13 protein-coding genes are annotated in these 14,744 nt (G+C 47.0%); 10 read left to right on the top strand and 3 right to left on the bottom strand.

Annotation, left to right across the window (positions count from 1 at the left end; genetic code table 11):
- Positions 1-48 precede the first annotated feature (48 nt).
- The 9 genes from P6M73_RS03730 to P6M73_RS03690 all read left to right on the top strand — a co-directional run bounded on the left by P6M73_RS03730 (position 49) and on the right by P6M73_RS03690 (position 11,935).
- Complete coding sequence (locus P6M73_RS03730) at positions 49-696, top strand: vWA domain-containing protein (protein ID WP_277854788.1); 648 nt, start codon at positions 49-51, stop codon at positions 694-696.
- 259 nt (positions 697-955) lie between these two features.
- The gene (locus P6M73_RS03725) at positions 956-1,285 is read left to right on the top strand and encodes a plasmid mobilization protein (RefSeq protein WP_277854787.1); all 330 of its coding nucleotides are present in this window, start codon (positions 956-958) and stop codon (positions 1,283-1,285) included.
- Positions 1,246-2,613, top strand: a complete 1,368-nt coding sequence (locus P6M73_RS03720; protein WP_277854786.1) for a relaxase/mobilization nuclease domain-containing protein — start codon at positions 1,246-1,248, stop codon at positions 2,611-2,613. The genes P6M73_RS03725 and P6M73_RS03720 overlap by 40 nt, the downstream gene beginning before the upstream one ends.
- 193 nt (positions 2,614-2,806) lie before the next feature.
- Positions 2,807-3,046 (top strand): helix-turn-helix domain-containing protein, encoded by a 240-nt coding sequence (locus tag P6M73_RS03715; RefSeq protein WP_277854785.1) that lies wholly within the window; start codon positions 2,807-2,809, stop codon positions 3,044-3,046.
- Positions 3,047-3,075: 29 nt separating this feature from the next.
- A complete protein-coding gene (locus P6M73_RS03710) occupies positions 3,076-3,681 on the top strand; it encodes a DUF1819 family protein (RefSeq protein ID WP_277854784.1) in 606 nt (201 codons plus the stop codon).
- A gap of 15 nt (positions 3,682-3,696) precedes the next feature.
- Positions 3,697-4,251, top strand: coding sequence for a DUF1788 domain-containing protein (locus P6M73_RS03705; protein WP_277854783.1), 555 nt, complete (start codon positions 3,697-3,699; stop codon positions 4,249-4,251).
- A 14-nt stretch (positions 4,252-4,265) separates the two neighbouring features.
- Entirely contained in the window at positions 4,266-7,811 is a 3,546-nt protein-coding gene (gene brxC, locus P6M73_RS03700; protein ID WP_277854782.1) for a BREX system P-loop protein BrxC, read from the top strand.
- A 15-nt stretch (positions 7,812-7,826) separates the two neighbouring features.
- Positions 7,827-11,342 carry a BREX-1 system adenine-specific DNA-methyltransferase PglX gene (gene pglX, locus P6M73_RS03695; RefSeq protein ID WP_277854781.1) on the top strand — a complete coding sequence of 1,172 codons (3,516 nt, stop codon included), beginning with the start codon at positions 7,827-7,829 and terminating at the stop codon, positions 11,340-11,342.
- A gap of 14 nt (positions 11,343-11,356) precedes the next feature.
- On the top strand, positions 11,357-11,935 hold the full coding sequence (locus tag P6M73_RS03690; RefSeq protein WP_277854780.1) for a hypothetical protein: 579 nt from the start codon (positions 11,357-11,359) through the stop codon (positions 11,933-11,935).
- Here P6M73_RS03690 and P6M73_RS03685 read toward each other — a convergent pair.
- Both P6M73_RS03685 and P6M73_RS03680 read right to left on the bottom strand, forming a co-directional pair.
- Positions 11,932-12,723, bottom strand: a complete 792-nt coding sequence (locus tag P6M73_RS03685; protein WP_277854779.1) for an IS630 family transposase — start codon at positions 12,721-12,723, stop codon at positions 11,932-11,934. The two genes, P6M73_RS03690 and P6M73_RS03685, sit on opposite strands and share 4 nt — an antisense overlap.
- Positions 12,612-13,073, bottom strand: coding sequence for a helix-turn-helix domain-containing protein (locus P6M73_RS03680; protein ID WP_277854778.1), 462 nt, complete (start codon positions 13,071-13,073; stop codon positions 12,612-12,614). Before P6M73_RS03680 ends, P6M73_RS03685 begins: the two co-directional genes overlap by 112 nt.
- Positions 13,074-13,136: 63 nt before the next feature.
- Here P6M73_RS03680 and P6M73_RS03675 point away from each other — a divergent pair, with 63 nt between their 5' ends.
- Positions 13,137-13,562, top strand: a complete 426-nt coding sequence (locus tag P6M73_RS03675; RefSeq protein ID WP_277854777.1) for a hypothetical protein — start codon at positions 13,137-13,139, stop codon at positions 13,560-13,562.
- 12 nt (positions 13,563-13,574) lie between these two features.
- Here the strand turns inward: P6M73_RS03675 and P6M73_RS03670 are convergent, their stop codons facing one another.
- On the bottom strand, positions 13,575-14,618 hold the full coding sequence (locus tag P6M73_RS03670) for an IS630 family transposase (RefSeq protein ID WP_277852687.1): 1,044 nt from the start codon (positions 14,616-14,618) through the stop codon (positions 13,575-13,577).
- Positions 14,619-14,744: the final 126 nt, after the last annotated feature.

The following is a 14,744-nucleotide window of genomic DNA, read 5'->3' as shown; positions in this document are numbered from 1 at the left end:
GTAAGGTAAAGAAACCGGACAGCCACATTTTATATGGAGGATTTGAAAATGAAGAAGAATTTAACCGAGATCGTGTTCATCCTTGATCGCAGCGGGTCCATGAGCGGACTCGAAACCGACACCATAGGCGGCTTCAATTCCATGATCGAAAAGCAGAAGAAGGCTGACGGCGACGCGATGATCTCCACCGTCCTGTTCGACAACGAAAGCGAGGTAATCCATGACCGTGTGAATGTGAAAGATATTCCGCCGATGACGGATAAGGAGTATTCTGTCCGTGGTTGCACGGCGCTTCTGGACGCGATAGGCGGAGCTATCCATCACATTGGGAACATCCACAAGTATGCCCGTCAGGAAGACGTGCCGGAGCATACGCTGTTTGTCATCACCACCGATGGAATGGAGAACGCAAGTCACCGTTATACCAGCGATAAGGTCAAGCAGATGATCGAAAAAGAAAAGAGCAAATACGGCTGGGAATTCCTATTCCTCGGCGCGAACATCGACGCAGTTGAGACGGCAAAGCACTTTGGCATTGGCGCTGATCGGGCAGTCAACTATCACAGCGATCACGAGGGAACGCAACTCAATTACGAAGTGGTCAGTGAAGCTATCTGTTCCGTCAGATGCAGCCGTCCACTCGGCAAGGCATGGAAGCAACGTATTGACGAGGATTACGAAAGCAGGAAGAAATAAGGCTTTTAACGGAAAGACGCTCAGAAATGGGCGTCTTTTTTAAGTTCCATGTCAAAAAACTGCTCCGAAATGTCCGTTGTAAGATGAAGAGAAATTACGGGGGGAACCCCGCGCAGGAATACGATTTAGACGAATAGCAAGCACAGCCGGTGTATATACACACGGCGATTTTCGATTAAGGAAACCCTCCCCTTAATCCTAAAAACTGCTTGTTGGGATGTCTCCCAAACCCTCTATCTTTGCGAAAGGACGAACACAAATGGCAAACAGGACAAGACCAAATCAGCTTCTCTTCTGCGTCTCGGACAATGAGAAAAGGATCATCAAAGCGAAAATGGCGCAGCTCGGCACAAAGAACATGGGAGCGTATCTCCGAAAAATGGCGATTGACGGTTACATCATCAAGGTGGACTACACGCAGCAGAAAAAGCTCGCTGCCGCAGTCAGCCGAGTCGCAGCAAATATCAATCACATTTGCCGACGCATCAACTCGACAGGTCATTTCTATGAGGATGATGTTGCGGAGCTGAAAGAGAGGCAGCAGGAAATATGGCAGTTACTAAAATCAAACCAATCCGAGGAACTGTAAACAAGGCGCTGGCGTACATCCTCAACCCGCAGAAGACGGATGACTCTCTTCTTGTTTCCTCCTACGGATGTGCTGCCAGTGACGCTGCTGCAAAGGAGTTTGAATGGACAAGAAACCTTGCCGTCCAGCAAGGAATGCAGATGCCAAAGGTACTTGCTCGTCATCTGATTCAATCCTTTGATGTCGGAGAAGTCACGCCGGAAAAGGCACATGAAATTGGAAAGCAGTTTGTAGATGAATGGCTCAAGGGCAAGTACGAATATGTGATCGCTACCCACATTGATAAAAACCATTGCCACAATCATATAATCTTCAATGCAGTCAATTATGTGGACTACCATGCGTACCGAAGCAACAAGCGGACATACCATGAAATGCGTCAGCTCGGTGATGAGATATGCAAAGAGAATGGTTTGTCCGTCATCCCTCCTTCTCAGGGAAAGGGCATGGACTACAAAGAATATTCCGAAGCGAAACGCGGCACGAGCTGGAAGCAAAAGCTCAAACAAACCATTGACCGTTTTGTCATTGAGGCAAAGGATTACGACGAGTTCTTGAAGCTGATGCAGGAAGCCGGTTATGAAACCAAACCCGGCAAATACATCTCCTTCCGAGCGGAGGGGCAAGACCGATTTACACGGTCAAAAACCATTGGTGAAAACTACACCGAAGAGCGCATCAAGGAACGCATTCTGGGACGCAATCCCCGAAAACATCAGGTGCGGAATGGACAAAAAGGCATCACACTCATCAGCGACATTCAAGAGCGAATCCGGCTTATTGACAGCAAGGGGTACGAGTACAAAGCAAAGCTCACCATTCTCAAGGAGGCGGCGCGGACGCTCAACTATCTCACCGAGAACAATCTGCTGCAATATGCCGATCTTGAGAAAAAAGCCGAGGATGTTCACGGCTCATACACTCGTACCGGCAAGGAGCTAAAGCAAGTGGAAGCCCGTCTTCGAGACATCCAGCCGCTCATCAAAAGCGTGAGTAATTTCCAAAAACTCAAGCCAGTCTACGAGGCATATTCAAAGGCGAAGGACAAGCCTGCTTTCCGGGCAAAGCATGAAGCGGAGCTTGTCATATTCGAGGCGGCAAGAAGCAATCTCCTTGCATTCCGAACTGGCAAGAAACTGCCCAGCTTGAAGTCTCTCCAAGCGGAACAGCAGCGCCTTCTTGAAGACCAGCAGAGGCTCTACGATGAAAGAGCTAAGCTGAAAAAGGAAGCCCGCATCATCGACACAATGAAGGCAAATGTGGATGATTTCCTTCGTCCATCTGCTGAGCAAGAACGGGAAAAGGAAAAGACAAGTCAGCGAGAATAAGGAAAGAGCTTGAGCTGGATCACTTCGGCTCAAGCTTTTTCATTTGTCTGAGAAACAAAAGCGGAAACTCAGAAAAATATCGTGCAAATCGGTCGAAAATATCCAATGTTTACGAAAGTGTATTGAATTAGAGCCTATTTGATGATATACTGTATTTTAAGTCGATTCAACATACTGTGCTGAGGTGAAAAACATGAAAGCAAGTTATAAAAAACTCTGGAAGCTGCTCGTTGACAAAGACATGAGCAAGGGTGATTTACACAAAGCAAGCGGCTTGTCATCCAGTACAATGACAAAGCTCAGGAAGAGTGAAGATGTGTCGATGGAGGCACTTCGCAAGATCTGTATTGCTTTGAACTGCAACATCGCGGACATCGTTGAGTTTGTTCCTGATGTGAGTCCTGATTATGGGACAGAAAATGATGTAGAATAGAATTGGCAAATTAGATTGGAGACAAAGCGATGGATCAAACTCATTCATATAACGGAAGCCTCACGGCAGAGCAGTTTCTATTCTATGAAATCAGAATAGCTGCAAAGTTCTACATCGAGGGCATAACGATTGAGGAAGCCGTGGAAAAAATCAAGAAAGACAATCTGTTTCAATATCCCACGGAGCGGCAAGTTTCCCGGTTGGCAAGAGCCTGTTACAAGCGGCTCGATGCACTTGGAAACGAGCAACTTATCCATGAGCTTGCGTTTGCTCCAACTGAGATAGCGAAGCAAATCAATCTGTATGCCATGATGCGGTACAACTGGCTCGTATGGGAGTTTATGATTGGAGTCATTGGAGAGAAATACCGCAATCAGGATTTCAGCTTTTCCCGCAAAGATATAAATGCTTTCTTCACCCGGCTGCAAGCACAGGACGATTCAGTCAATGCGTGGAGCGAAAACACAATTAGCAAAATAAAGAGCGTACTCATTCGAGTCCTAATTGAAACAGGGTATCTGGATAATCTTAGAGACACGACATTGAATCCAGTCCTTTTATGCGAAGAACTCGAAGATGGTATCAAAACGAACAACGATTTTGATGCTTTACCGGCATTCAATTATTTCAGATAGGAGTTCGGTATTGCCATGATAAAACAGGAATTAGACAGAATAAAAGACAGGATTTCTGATCCCAGCTTTCTTGCCAATAAGGGCTTGAGTAATGAGGTTGGCATCCATGTCTTTTGCTACGATCCGGCTGATGAGTTGATCGTGGAGGATTACATCCGCAGATTGAAAAGCGAAGCCAATACAGCCTATCGGATCATTGAGTGCGACCTGTATGAGATATTCCTTTCACTGCTGGAGGACAAGCGTGTTCTCAAATCCATAGACGGTTTGGAAGAAAAACGCGGCAAAGAGTATCTGCTGAATCAACTGCAAAAAATCGCAACGCCAGAGGCGCTTTTGGCGAGGATGGACTATTCGCCCCATGTCAAAGGGCAGGATGTCCTCTTCATGACCGGGATTGGGAAAATCCACCCGTTCATGCGCTCTCACAAGATGCTGGACAGTATGCAGCATCTCTTCGCAGACATTCCCATCGTGATGTTCTATCCGGGAACTTTCAATGGTCAAACGCTCAGTTTGTTTGGCGAGTTCTTAGATGGTCATTATTATAGAGCATTTAATTTGCTGTAAATGGAGGCAGGAATATGAAGCTTCAAAAAATGTTCCAGAAGAACATCAACAGAGACATCAACGGTGTTATCAAGGTTACGCAGGATGATGACAACAGTCTTCAACAAGAACTGAGCGAGTATATTATCACGCGGGAGCTGCGCAGACATTTCCGTACATTCTTTGATAACTACTCGAAAGCGATAGATGCTCCCACTGACAAGATCGGCGTTTGGATTTCCGGCTTCTTTGGAAGCGGTAAATCTCACTTTCTGAAAATACTGTCTTATCTTCTTTCCAATCAGGAGGTCTGCGGCAAGAGGGCTATGGACTACTTCTCGGACAAGTTCGACGATCCGATGATGTACGCAACCGCCGTGAAATGCGTCTCCGTCCCGACGGAGTCCATTCTGTTCAACATCGACATTGAAGGTCCGATTACCAAAGACAAGACCGCCGTTTTGCGCGTCTTTGCCAAAATGTTCTATAATCACTGCGGCTTCTATGGCGATGATCTGAAAATTGCAAAGCTGGAACGCTTTATTGAAAGGCAAGGCAAGACGGAGCAGTTCCGTACTGCCTTTGAAGAAGTCAACGGCTCGCCGTGGACGGAAACACGGGACTCCTTTGCCTTTTTTGAAGATGACATTGTACGGGTAATGCAGTCTGTTCTCGGAATGAGCGAGCAAGCTGCCCGGAACTGGTTTAACGGCGAAGAAACAAACGAACTGAGTATTTCCCAGCTTGTTGCGGACATTGCAGAATATGTGGATGGCAAGGGGAAAGATTTCCGCTTGCTGTTCATGGTGGACGAAGTGGGTCAGTATATCGGTGCTGATGGTGACCTGATGATCAACCTTCAATCTCTCGTTGAAGAGATCGGCACTCGCTGCCGTGGTAAGGTCTGGGTCATGGTCACAAGTCAGGAAGCGATTGATTCCGTCGTTCACATTACCGGCGATGACTTCTCCAAGATTCAGGGACGCTTTAACACCCGCCTCAGCCTGTCCTCTTCCTCTGTGGATGAGGTTATCAAAAAGCGTGTGTTGGCAAAAACCGAAGAAGCGGATCAGCTTCTTCAAATGGTCTACGACAAAGAACACGCCGTACTGAAAAACCTCTATACCTTCAACAACCCGGTGCTGGACATCAAGGGCTTCTCTGATGGCGCGGAGTTTGCCGCAACCTTCCCGTTTGTCCCGTATCAGTTCATCATCATTCAGAAGGTACTTGCTGAAATCCGCAAGCACGGAAACTCCGGCAAGCATCTGTCTGGTGGTGAGCGCTCCATGCTCTCCGGCTTCCAAGAAGCGGCGCAGAAGGTGCAGGATAAGGACGAGAATGCCCTTGTTCCGTTCTACCTGTTCTACGACACGGTACATACCTTCCTTGAGAGCGCCATTCGCCGGGTCATCGACCGCTGCCAGACAGCGGCAGACAATCACGATGGGCTTGAGCAGCAGGATGTCAGTGTTCTCAAGCTTCTCTATCTTGTGCGCTACATTGAGGATGTCAAAGCGAACATCGACAACATCTCTATCCTGATGATTGATGACATCCGTACAGATAAGATCGCGCTTCGCGCCTCTGTCACTGCGTCTCTGGAACGGCTGCTGTCACAGAACTATATCTCCCGCAACGGCGATACCTATGCCTTCCTCACTGACGAAGAACAGGACATTGCCATTGACATTCGCAATACAGTCGTGGACAGTGCGCAGGTCATCACCAGCATTGCGCAGACGGTCTTTGGAGAAATCTATCCCTCCAAGAAGTTTAAGCACGATAAGTATGATTTTGCCTATGACCAATATATTGACGAGACTCTAAATGGCTCTGCCTCTGGTGGTATGCGGCTGCGCATTGTCACGGTTGCAAGTGACTATTTCGGCGCACCGGAGCAGCGTCTTATTATGGACTCTCAGGTGAACAACGAGGCGATTGTTGTTCTTTCTAATGAGACTCCCTACTTTGAAGAGCTGGAACAGGCGATGAAGATCCGCAAGTATGTGAAGCAGCGGAATGTCTCCCAGCTTCCCGAAAGCATTCAGGATATTATCCGCAAGCGCCAGCAGCAAGCCCGTGTGCTTGAGGAACGGGCGCGGGGCTACATTGAAAAGGCGATTGTCGGCGCAAAGATGGTTGTTCATGGCGAGGTCATGGACATCAAGACCGGCAATGCGAAGGACAAGCTGGATGCCGCTCTGAACGGGCTGGTGGAAAGCGTCTACTCGAAGCTCAACATGGTCAACAAGTTTGTAGAAAGCGATGCGGACATCCTTGCGATCCTGAACGGCGCGGATAACGAAACCATTGCCTTCTCCGGGCTGGGTGCCAACAACGAAGATGCACTGAATGAAATCAGCCAGTGGCTTGAACTGCAAAACTCCAAGATGCTTAGCACCTCAATGGGTGATGTGCAGCGCCGGTATGGGGCAATCCCCTATGGCTGGCGTGAGATTGACATTGCAGCTCTGGTTGCTCGACTGATCTCTCAGCAGAAGCTCTCCATCAAATACGGCGGGGCGATTGTGGGCAAGGACGAGCGCAGACTGGTGGATTATCTCCGCAAGAAGTCTGAGATCGACAAGGCGGTTGTCACACGCCGGATCGCACCCTCCGAAGACCTGATGCGCAAGAGCATCAGCTTCCTGCGGGATTACCTCGGCGCAATGGACATCCCCTCGGACGAGGATGGTTTGATCCGGTTTGTGCTGGACACCTTCACCGGCAAGCAGGAACATTACCAGAAGCTCATGGATGACGCATACGCGCAGTTCAGATACCCAGAGAAGGAAGTAGTCACGAAAGCGCGTGACCTCATGACTGATGTCCTGAGCCAGCGCAAGGACAATGTTGCGCTGCTGAGCCGCATGGTGCAGAAGCAGGAAGACCTTCTCGACACTGCGGAGGACTTGGAGGGCGTAGAACTCTTCTTCAAGTCCCAGCGCACTGTGTACGATGATGCCCGGAGCCATATGGATCGTGTCAGCAAAGAGCGTGACTACTTTGCCGCAGATGCAGAGGCTCAGGAGGTTTTCCATACCATCGCTGCCATCCTGGCCATGCCCAAGCCCTATTCACGCATTGGCGAGCTGCCAGAGCTGATCGGCAAGGTGAAAACCGCCTATAACGGATTGCTGGACATGAAGAAGGAAGAGGTTGCGGAGAACATCCGTCAGTGTATGCAGGATGTTCACCAGCTTGCCTCCGAAGCCCGTGACGCTTCGACTCTGCTGCATCAGGCAGATGATTATTTCGTCAGCAAGCGGGACGCAGCGAAGGACGCTTCTTCTATCACCGAACTGGACGCAATGATCACGCAGCTTCTCAACTACAAAGACAATATCTGCCGTCGAATGGAGATCATGGTTGCCAGCAAGGACGCACCCGCACCGGTTAATAATGCACAGACCGGCGCTGTTGCACCCAAGCCCCCGAAGATCACCTCTGTTCGCCGTTATGACCTTTGCTCGGTAAAGCGTCTGCAAACGAAGGATGACATCGACAAGTATGTCGAGGGCATCCGCGAGAAGCTGATGAAAACACTTGAGAGCTGTGATGGCGTTCAAATTAACTAAAAGGAGAAGCGGAACATGAATAAAGCCGCCATTCAACGCTTTGCGATTCAGGCGCGTACTGATTTGATTGATCAGGTTTCGCAGAGAGCGTATCAATATGGAATCACCAAAGACGGTTACGGCGAGGCAAATGCCGTGACCGTGGGTGGACGCGCACTGAATACGGATGAGCAGAGACAGCGCAAGGAGCTTGTGGAGCAGATCCGTCAAAAGGGATATACGCAGGTGATGGAAGAGGTTGCCTACACATGGTTTAACCGCTTCATCGCGCTGCGTTTTATGGAGGTCAACAACTATCTGCCCTCTCATATCCGCATTTTCTCTGACAGCACCGGCGCATTCAAGCCGGAGATCCTGAACGATGCGCTGCATCTGGATATGCCCGGACTGAACATGGACAAGGTTGCGGAGTATATCGAGAAAAACCAGACGGAAGACCTCTACCGTTATCTGCTGCTGACGCAGTGTAACGCTCTGAACGCCTCTCTTCCTCAGATGTTTGAGCGCATGGGCGGCTTTACTGAACTGTTGCTGCCGAACAACATCTTGAAGCAGGACAGCGTTCTCGGTCACATGGTCACGGACATTCCCGAAGAGGATTGGACGGATCAGGTGCAGATCATCGGCTGGCTGTATCAGTATTACAACACAGAACTAAAAGCAAAAGCCGACACTGATGTTAAGAATGGTCAAAAAATCACGGGAGATAATTTGCCTGAAAAGACACAGATATTCACGCCTGATTGGATTGTTCGTTACATGGTGGAGAACAGCTTAGGGAAACTGTGGATCGAAGGGCATCCCGACGATGAATTAAAAGCTGATTGGAAGTATTTCCTTGATGAAGCAGAACAAAAAGCAGATGTTCAGAAACAACTCGAAGCGATTCGCGTTGAGTATCGTAATATCTCCCCCCAAGAGATCAAAGTGATTGACCCTTGTATGGGCAGCGGTCATATCCTTGTGTATGCATTTGATGTTCTGGTGCAGATTTATAAGAAGTGCGGTATCAGTGAACGCGATGCTGCACAGAGTATTCTTGAGAATAACCTTTATGGTCTGGATATTGATGATCGCGCTGCGCAGCTTGCCTACTTTGCTGTCATGATGAAGGCGCGTCAGTATGACCGCCGCATCTTCTCTCGTGGCATCCAGCCTCATATTTATGCGATTGTTGAAAGTAATGGGCTGGATCGCAGCACCATTGATTACTTCACCAATAATGATCCGGAACTGATAAAGAACTTCGGAACTTTGGTAGATGAGTTGCGTGATGCTAAGGAATACGGTTCTATCCTGAACATTTCTCGTGTGGACTTTGCTGCTCTTTATGCAAGGATTGACGAAGTTCGTGATGACATTAGCATTTTCCGCGAAGTTGTCTTGAGTAGCTATCTTCCTGTCATTCAAGTAGCGGAGGTCATGGCACAAAAATATGATGTGGTTGTTACCAATCCTCCATATCTTGGCCTAAGAAGCATAGGGGCAAAAACTCTTGACTATGTGCAAAAGTATTATCCTGATAGCAAAAACGACTTTTTCTCTGTATTCATTGAAAGGGCAATCGCTATGACTAACAAGAGAGGAAAATCTTCTCTTGTTACGGCTGAAAGCTGGTTGTCTCTATCGAGTTTCGAGAAAATGCGAATGAAGCTCCTTGATTGCACAACGATAGAAAGCATGGTACATCTTGGAGAAAACGCCTTTGATGCAGGATTTGGCACAGTAGCCTTTGTTCTCAGAAAAGCACCGATTTCCGATTACTATGGCAAATACTACCGTGTTACTGAGTTAGAAACATCCGAAGAAAAAGAACTTGCCGTATTGCATAGGGATGAAAAATGCTCCTATGTTGCAAACCAGAAGGATTTTGCATTTATCCCTGGGTCTGCTGTTTCATATTGGGTAAGTCCAAAGCTATTTGATACTTTTGTATCTTACACACCGCTTGGAGATATTGCAGAGCCAAGACAAGGCTTAACTACTTGTGATAACGATAGATTCATGCGCTTTTGGCATGAAGTTGAACTAAATAACATTGGCTTTAACTGCTCTTCTACAAAAGAAAGCGAAGCACTTCCTCAAAAATGGTATCCATACAACAAAGGCGGAGAACCGCGAAAATGGTACGGAAATAATGAGTATGTTGTGAATTGGCACAACGACGGATCGGAAGTCAAAGCGTTTGTAGCCTCCAAGTATGTTAGTTACACCCGAACTGTAAAGAATATCCCGTACTATTTCAAAAAAGGACTTACATGGTCTGCAATCGCAAAGAAATATGCTGTTCGTGCATACAATGAAGGATTTATTTTTGCAGACAAGGGACAAGCTGTTTTTGCAGATGAAAGCAAGTATTACTATCTATGCGGTTTGATGAACTCAAAGTATGCGGATGCTATTCTTGCCATTATCTCACCTACTCTTGACTTCAACTGTGGCTACATTAAGAAGATTCCAATAGCTTATAATGAGTCATTCAAAGATGATATAAGCACTATTGTAAAAGAAAATATTGCTCTCTCGAAATCTGAGTGGGATATGTATGAAACCTCTTGGGATTTTGTTTCGCATCCACTTGTACCATTGACGAGCGTAAAGTTGGAGCAAGAGCAATCACAATTTGTTTCTTCACGGATGGAAAAATTCGTTCATTTAAGCTGGCACTTTGCGAAATGGCAGCAAGAGTGCGATGCTCGCTTCATCCAACTCAAGGCGAATGAAGAAGAACTTAACCGCATATTCATCGAAATTTACGGCTTGCAGGATGAGCTGACACCCGAAGTCGAGGATAAGGATGTCACCGTCCGCAAGGCTGATCTCGGACGCGATATTCGCTCTCTGATCGCCTATGCCGTTGGCTGTATGTTCGGACGCTACTCTCTGGACGAGCCGGGTCTTGCCTATGCCGGTGGTGAGTGGGATGCTTCTAAGTATAGCACCATCATTCCCGACAAGGATAACATCATTCCGATCTGCGACGATGACTACTTCGATGATGACATCACCGGACGCTTTGTGAAGTGGGTAGAAACCGTCTACGGCAGTGAGACGCTGGAAGAAAACCTCAAGTTCATTGCTGATGCTCTCGGCGGCAAGGGTACGCCTCGCGAAGTGATCCGCAGCTACTTCATCAATGACTTCTATGCCGACCACCTGAAAATCTATCAGAAGCGTCCTATCTATTGGCTCTTCGACAGCGGCAAAAAGAACGGCTTCAAGGCACTCATCTATATGCACCGTTATCAGAGTGACCTCCTTGCCCGTATGCGCACCGACTATGTTCACGAGCAGCAGGAGCGTTACCGCACTCAACTCATGCACATTGCGGACGCTATCGACCATGCCAGCGCCTCCGAGCGCGTGAAGCTGACTAAACAGCAGAAAAAACTCCAGGAGCAGTCCCTTGAAATCCAGAAATACGAAGAAAAAATCCATCACCTTGCCGACCAGAACATCCAGATCGACTTCGATGATGGCGTGAAGCACAATTACGAGATATTTTCCGATGTGCTGGCGAAGATAAAGTAAAAGGAGGGGTGCAAATGAAGGATGATCTCATTCGTCTTATAGACCAAATTGATACCATAGCGTCAAAGTTTCACCGTTCTCCTTCTTCACCGGGGCTTTGTGTCCCATCAGTGGACGAGATTTACGACATCCCTGAGTTCACATTATGGATTCAAAGGGTGCAGATGGAACTCCAAGACATTGTTGACCGCACCGAAGACCAATTTGTAGCCGGAGCTTTAGAAATATCTCAAGAGAACTATAATGGGTGGAATGACCGAAAATACTTTGAGGCGTTGAAGGGCAAGCTGCTTGCCATGAGGGATAACCTTGACAAATACTATGCCGATGACGGGAGACACGCTATGCAAAAAAGAGACTCCCCAAAAATCTTTATCAGCCATTCGAGCCGTGACAAGGAATATGTTTCTAAGCTCGTCGAGCTGATTGATGGGATGGGGCTTGATCAGACTCAGATTTTTTGTAGCTCACTACCCGGATATGACATACCGATTGACACCAACATTTTTGATCACCTGAGAAATCAGTTTCTCTCGTATGATCTTCATGTATTCTTCATCCACTCTAAGAACTACTACCTTGTAACATCTTAATTTGTACTAATAACCGGGTATAAATGCTTCAACTTACATCGTGCATCGGTTACATCGAATTGCCAGTCTACTGACTTCTGATTATAGTTTCGCTGTGTAGCCCAAGACTTCACTTCTCGATCCATCATCTCGATTGTTGGGATTCTTCGACCGAGACATTGAGTTGTTAATGCACTAAGTTCTATTTCGGCTATGTTAAGCCAACTTCCATGTTTTGGAGTATGATGGATCTCCAGTCGTTGGCTCAGGCGGAACGCATGAGAAGCCGGAAACCGTTCATACAATGCTGAAATGTTGTGGGTATTGAGATTATCCATCACAAGTACGACCTTTTCGCAGTCCGGATAGTCTTCTTCCAAAAGAATCCTAACCTGTTCTGCCCAATCTTGTTTGGTGCGTCGTTCCGATGCATCACACCGCCGCCAGCCGCCTAAAGGTTCTGTAAAAAGGAAAAGGCTGCAAGTCCCTTTGCGAATATACTCGTTATCTTCCTTCCTCACAGATCCAGGTGCTGCGGGAATCGGCTTTCTGGCCTCATCCAGCAGCTGGCATGGCTTTTCATCCATGCAAATGACTGGAATAGATGGATTGAAAGGGCGAGTATATACCGCCAGAACGTCTTCCATGCAAGCGACAAACGCAGCATTTTGATCGGCAGGAATACACCAGCACTTCTTTAGATGAGGTTGAAATTCGTTTTTTTTAGGATCCTGCCCACCGACGTATGAGAAATGGTTGGGACAATCTCCAACTTGACTGCTTCCTCTGCAACCAGGCGCAAAGTCCACCGCTCAAACCCTGGAGGTGGATTGCTGCAACAGATCGCTATGATTCTGGCTTCAACATCCCCTGTAAGTTTAGGATCAATGGGTGGCTTTGTACGTTTCTTTCGATCGAGCGCAGCTTCCAAACTCTGAGTAGCATAGGTTTTTCGAACTGTCTGGACAGTTTGCCGGTGCACATGAAAGCGCTCTGCAATCACAGGAGAACTGGCTTTGTTTGGATTATTAATGTCTGCAGCCAAAAGGATATTAGCATGAAGAATTCGTTTCGCGGTGGCCTTTCCTTTATTGACAATGTTTAGGAGTTTCACCCGTTCTTTATCACTGAGGTCAACAACATACGATACTTTAGGCATACTCACACCCCCTACTTAGAGGATATCAGAATATGCGATTATAGTATAGTTTTAAGTGTTACAATGTACTACTACCAGAGCGCAGTAAGTCTTAACGAGATGGGTGCAGCATGGGCGTTGAAAACGGAGTATTCATCACTGCTTCTTCCGGGCTTCGGTTTCGGAGAGATGACTGGCGTAGTGAACAGTCAGACTATCGCAATTAAACTTGATAACGATGAAGTTGAGGTTAAAGACAAACTCAATCAATTATATGCGAAATTGATTGAAGAGTTTGGGCTGACAAGGAAAGAAGAAATTATCTGGGAGCAAAAACGAGATCGCTTCATCAGAGAGATTAAGGAAATTGTTGTTCCTACGGTTGATAATCCCGAAACGCAGGATGACGATGTTGAAATGCTTGAAAGCGGTTTGCTAATTCGCAAATCCGAAGCATCCGCAGGAAAGACAATCCATTATTGTCCAGCTTGTTATTGCTCCCCTAATTAAACCTTGCGCATATTAAGAGGCATATTTTGTGGTTTTTGAATGGAAGAACCCCCTGATTTTATTAGGACGCAATTGCACCGTTTTTAAATGAGATCGAACATTATGTTCAAGCTCATCATCGCTCCTGGGACTTGGTTTTTTACTTATGCCACGTTTGAGATCACTGTTGAGCAATTCATCGGGATTGTATTCTGGGGCATATGGTGGCAGGTAGAACAGCTCAATTTCTTCCTTATGCTTTTCTACCCACGCCATGACTTTTTTAGCGTGATGAACCCGCAGATTATCGAGCACCAGGAATACTTTCTTGTTGCTGTCATGCACTAACCGCCGCATAAAATCAATCAGTTTGTCGGCATTCATGTTGTCTTTATAGAGGACAAAGCGCAATTTTCCTCGATTGGAAATTGCTGAAAGCATGTTGATCTTGATATGCTTTGCTTCGGTTCGAACCACCGGCGTTTGTCCGATTGGCGCATACCCACGCAAGCAAGTTGACTGGTTTTGCAATCCGGTTTCATCTCCAAAGAAAATCTCTGCATTCTCAGCCTCTGCTCGTTCAGTAATGCCAGGAAACTCAGTTTCGACCCAATGCTGCACCTTCTCTGTGTCTTGCTTGTAGGCGCGTTTCATCGGCCGCTGGACTGAGAATCCCCACCGCGCCAAGTAGACCCCTAAAGTAGATACGGGCAGGCTGATTTTATACTTTTCATAAATAAGTTCTGCAATGGTTTTTCTGCTCCACATGCAGTCTTTGAACTTCAATTGATCCGGTGTCTTATCAACCAGAATTTGTTGTATTTCCTTTTCCTGGGCAGGAGTGAGGGTTCGTTTGGCACCCTCTCGGCGACCACGCTTTTGGGGCTTGATCCCTGCGATCCCGCCTTCCTTGTATTGTTTCTTAGTGTTCTGGACGTGCCGCAAGCTTACATCTAAGATTTCTGCTATTTCCTCATTCGTTTTACCTTTTTCTGATAGTCGGATGATGTTCTTGCGAATCTGATATTGCTCTTCCGGACTAAGCCGTACTGCTTGGGTTTTTAAATCATTATTCATACGATTATTATATCAAAAATCATCAAGAAACGCAAGGTTTATTTAGCGAGTCAATACCAGAAGGACGGAAAGCTGTTCCCGATCGTGAAGGGGAGTATGGCAAGGGACCGTTTCTGTTCCAACTGT

Origin of the sequence: Anaerococcoides asporogena, from assembly GCF_029590275.1 — a bacterium.
Classification (GTDB): domain Bacteria; phylum Bacillota; class Clostridia; order Clostridiales; family Clostridiaceae; genus JG1575.
The sequence above is the reverse complement of the archived record's forward strand: the minus strand, read 5'-3'. Positions and strand labels throughout refer to the sequence as shown.

Excerpts from the sequence above, each read along its gene's own strand:
- P6M73_RS03690 (WP_277854780.1), top strand. The coding sequence starts at position 11,357 with ATGAAGGATGATCTCATTCGTCTTATAGACCAAATTGATACCATAGCG.
- P6M73_RS03720 (WP_277854786.1), top strand. The coding sequence starts at position 1,246 with ATGGCAGTTACTAAAATCAAACCAATCCGAGGAACTGTAAACAAGGCG.
- pglX (WP_277854781.1), top strand. The coding sequence starts at position 7,827 with ATGAATAAAGCCGCCATTCAACGCTTTGCGATTCAGGCGCGTACTGAT.
- brxC (WP_277854782.1), top strand. The coding sequence starts at position 4,266 with ATGAAGCTTCAAAAAATGTTCCAGAAGAACATCAACAGAGACATCAAC.
- P6M73_RS03715 (WP_277854785.1), top strand. The coding sequence starts at position 2,807 with ATGAAAGCAAGTTATAAAAAACTCTGGAAGCTGCTCGTTGACAAAGAC.
- P6M73_RS03725 (WP_277854787.1), top strand. The coding sequence starts at position 956 with ATGGCAAACAGGACAAGACCAAATCAGCTTCTCTTCTGCGTCTCGGAC.
- P6M73_RS03705 (WP_277854783.1), top strand. The coding sequence starts at position 3,697 with ATGATAAAACAGGAATTAGACAGAATAAAAGACAGGATTTCTGATCCC.
- P6M73_RS03675 (WP_277854777.1), top strand. The coding sequence starts at position 13,137 with ATGTACTACTACCAGAGCGCAGTAAGTCTTAACGAGATGGGTGCAGCA.
- P6M73_RS03730 (WP_277854788.1), top strand. The coding sequence starts at position 49 with ATGAAGAAGAATTTAACCGAGATCGTGTTCATCCTTGATCGCAGCGGG.
- P6M73_RS03680 (WP_277854778.1), bottom strand. The coding sequence starts at position 13,073 with ATGCCTAAAGTATCGTATGTTGTTGACCTCAGTGATAAAGAACGGGTG.
- P6M73_RS03670 (WP_277852687.1), bottom strand. The coding sequence starts at position 14,618 with ATGAATAATGATTTAAAAACCCAAGCAGTACGGCTTAGTCCGGAAGAG.
- P6M73_RS03710 (WP_277854784.1), top strand. The coding sequence starts at position 3,076 with ATGGATCAAACTCATTCATATAACGGAAGCCTCACGGCAGAGCAGTTT.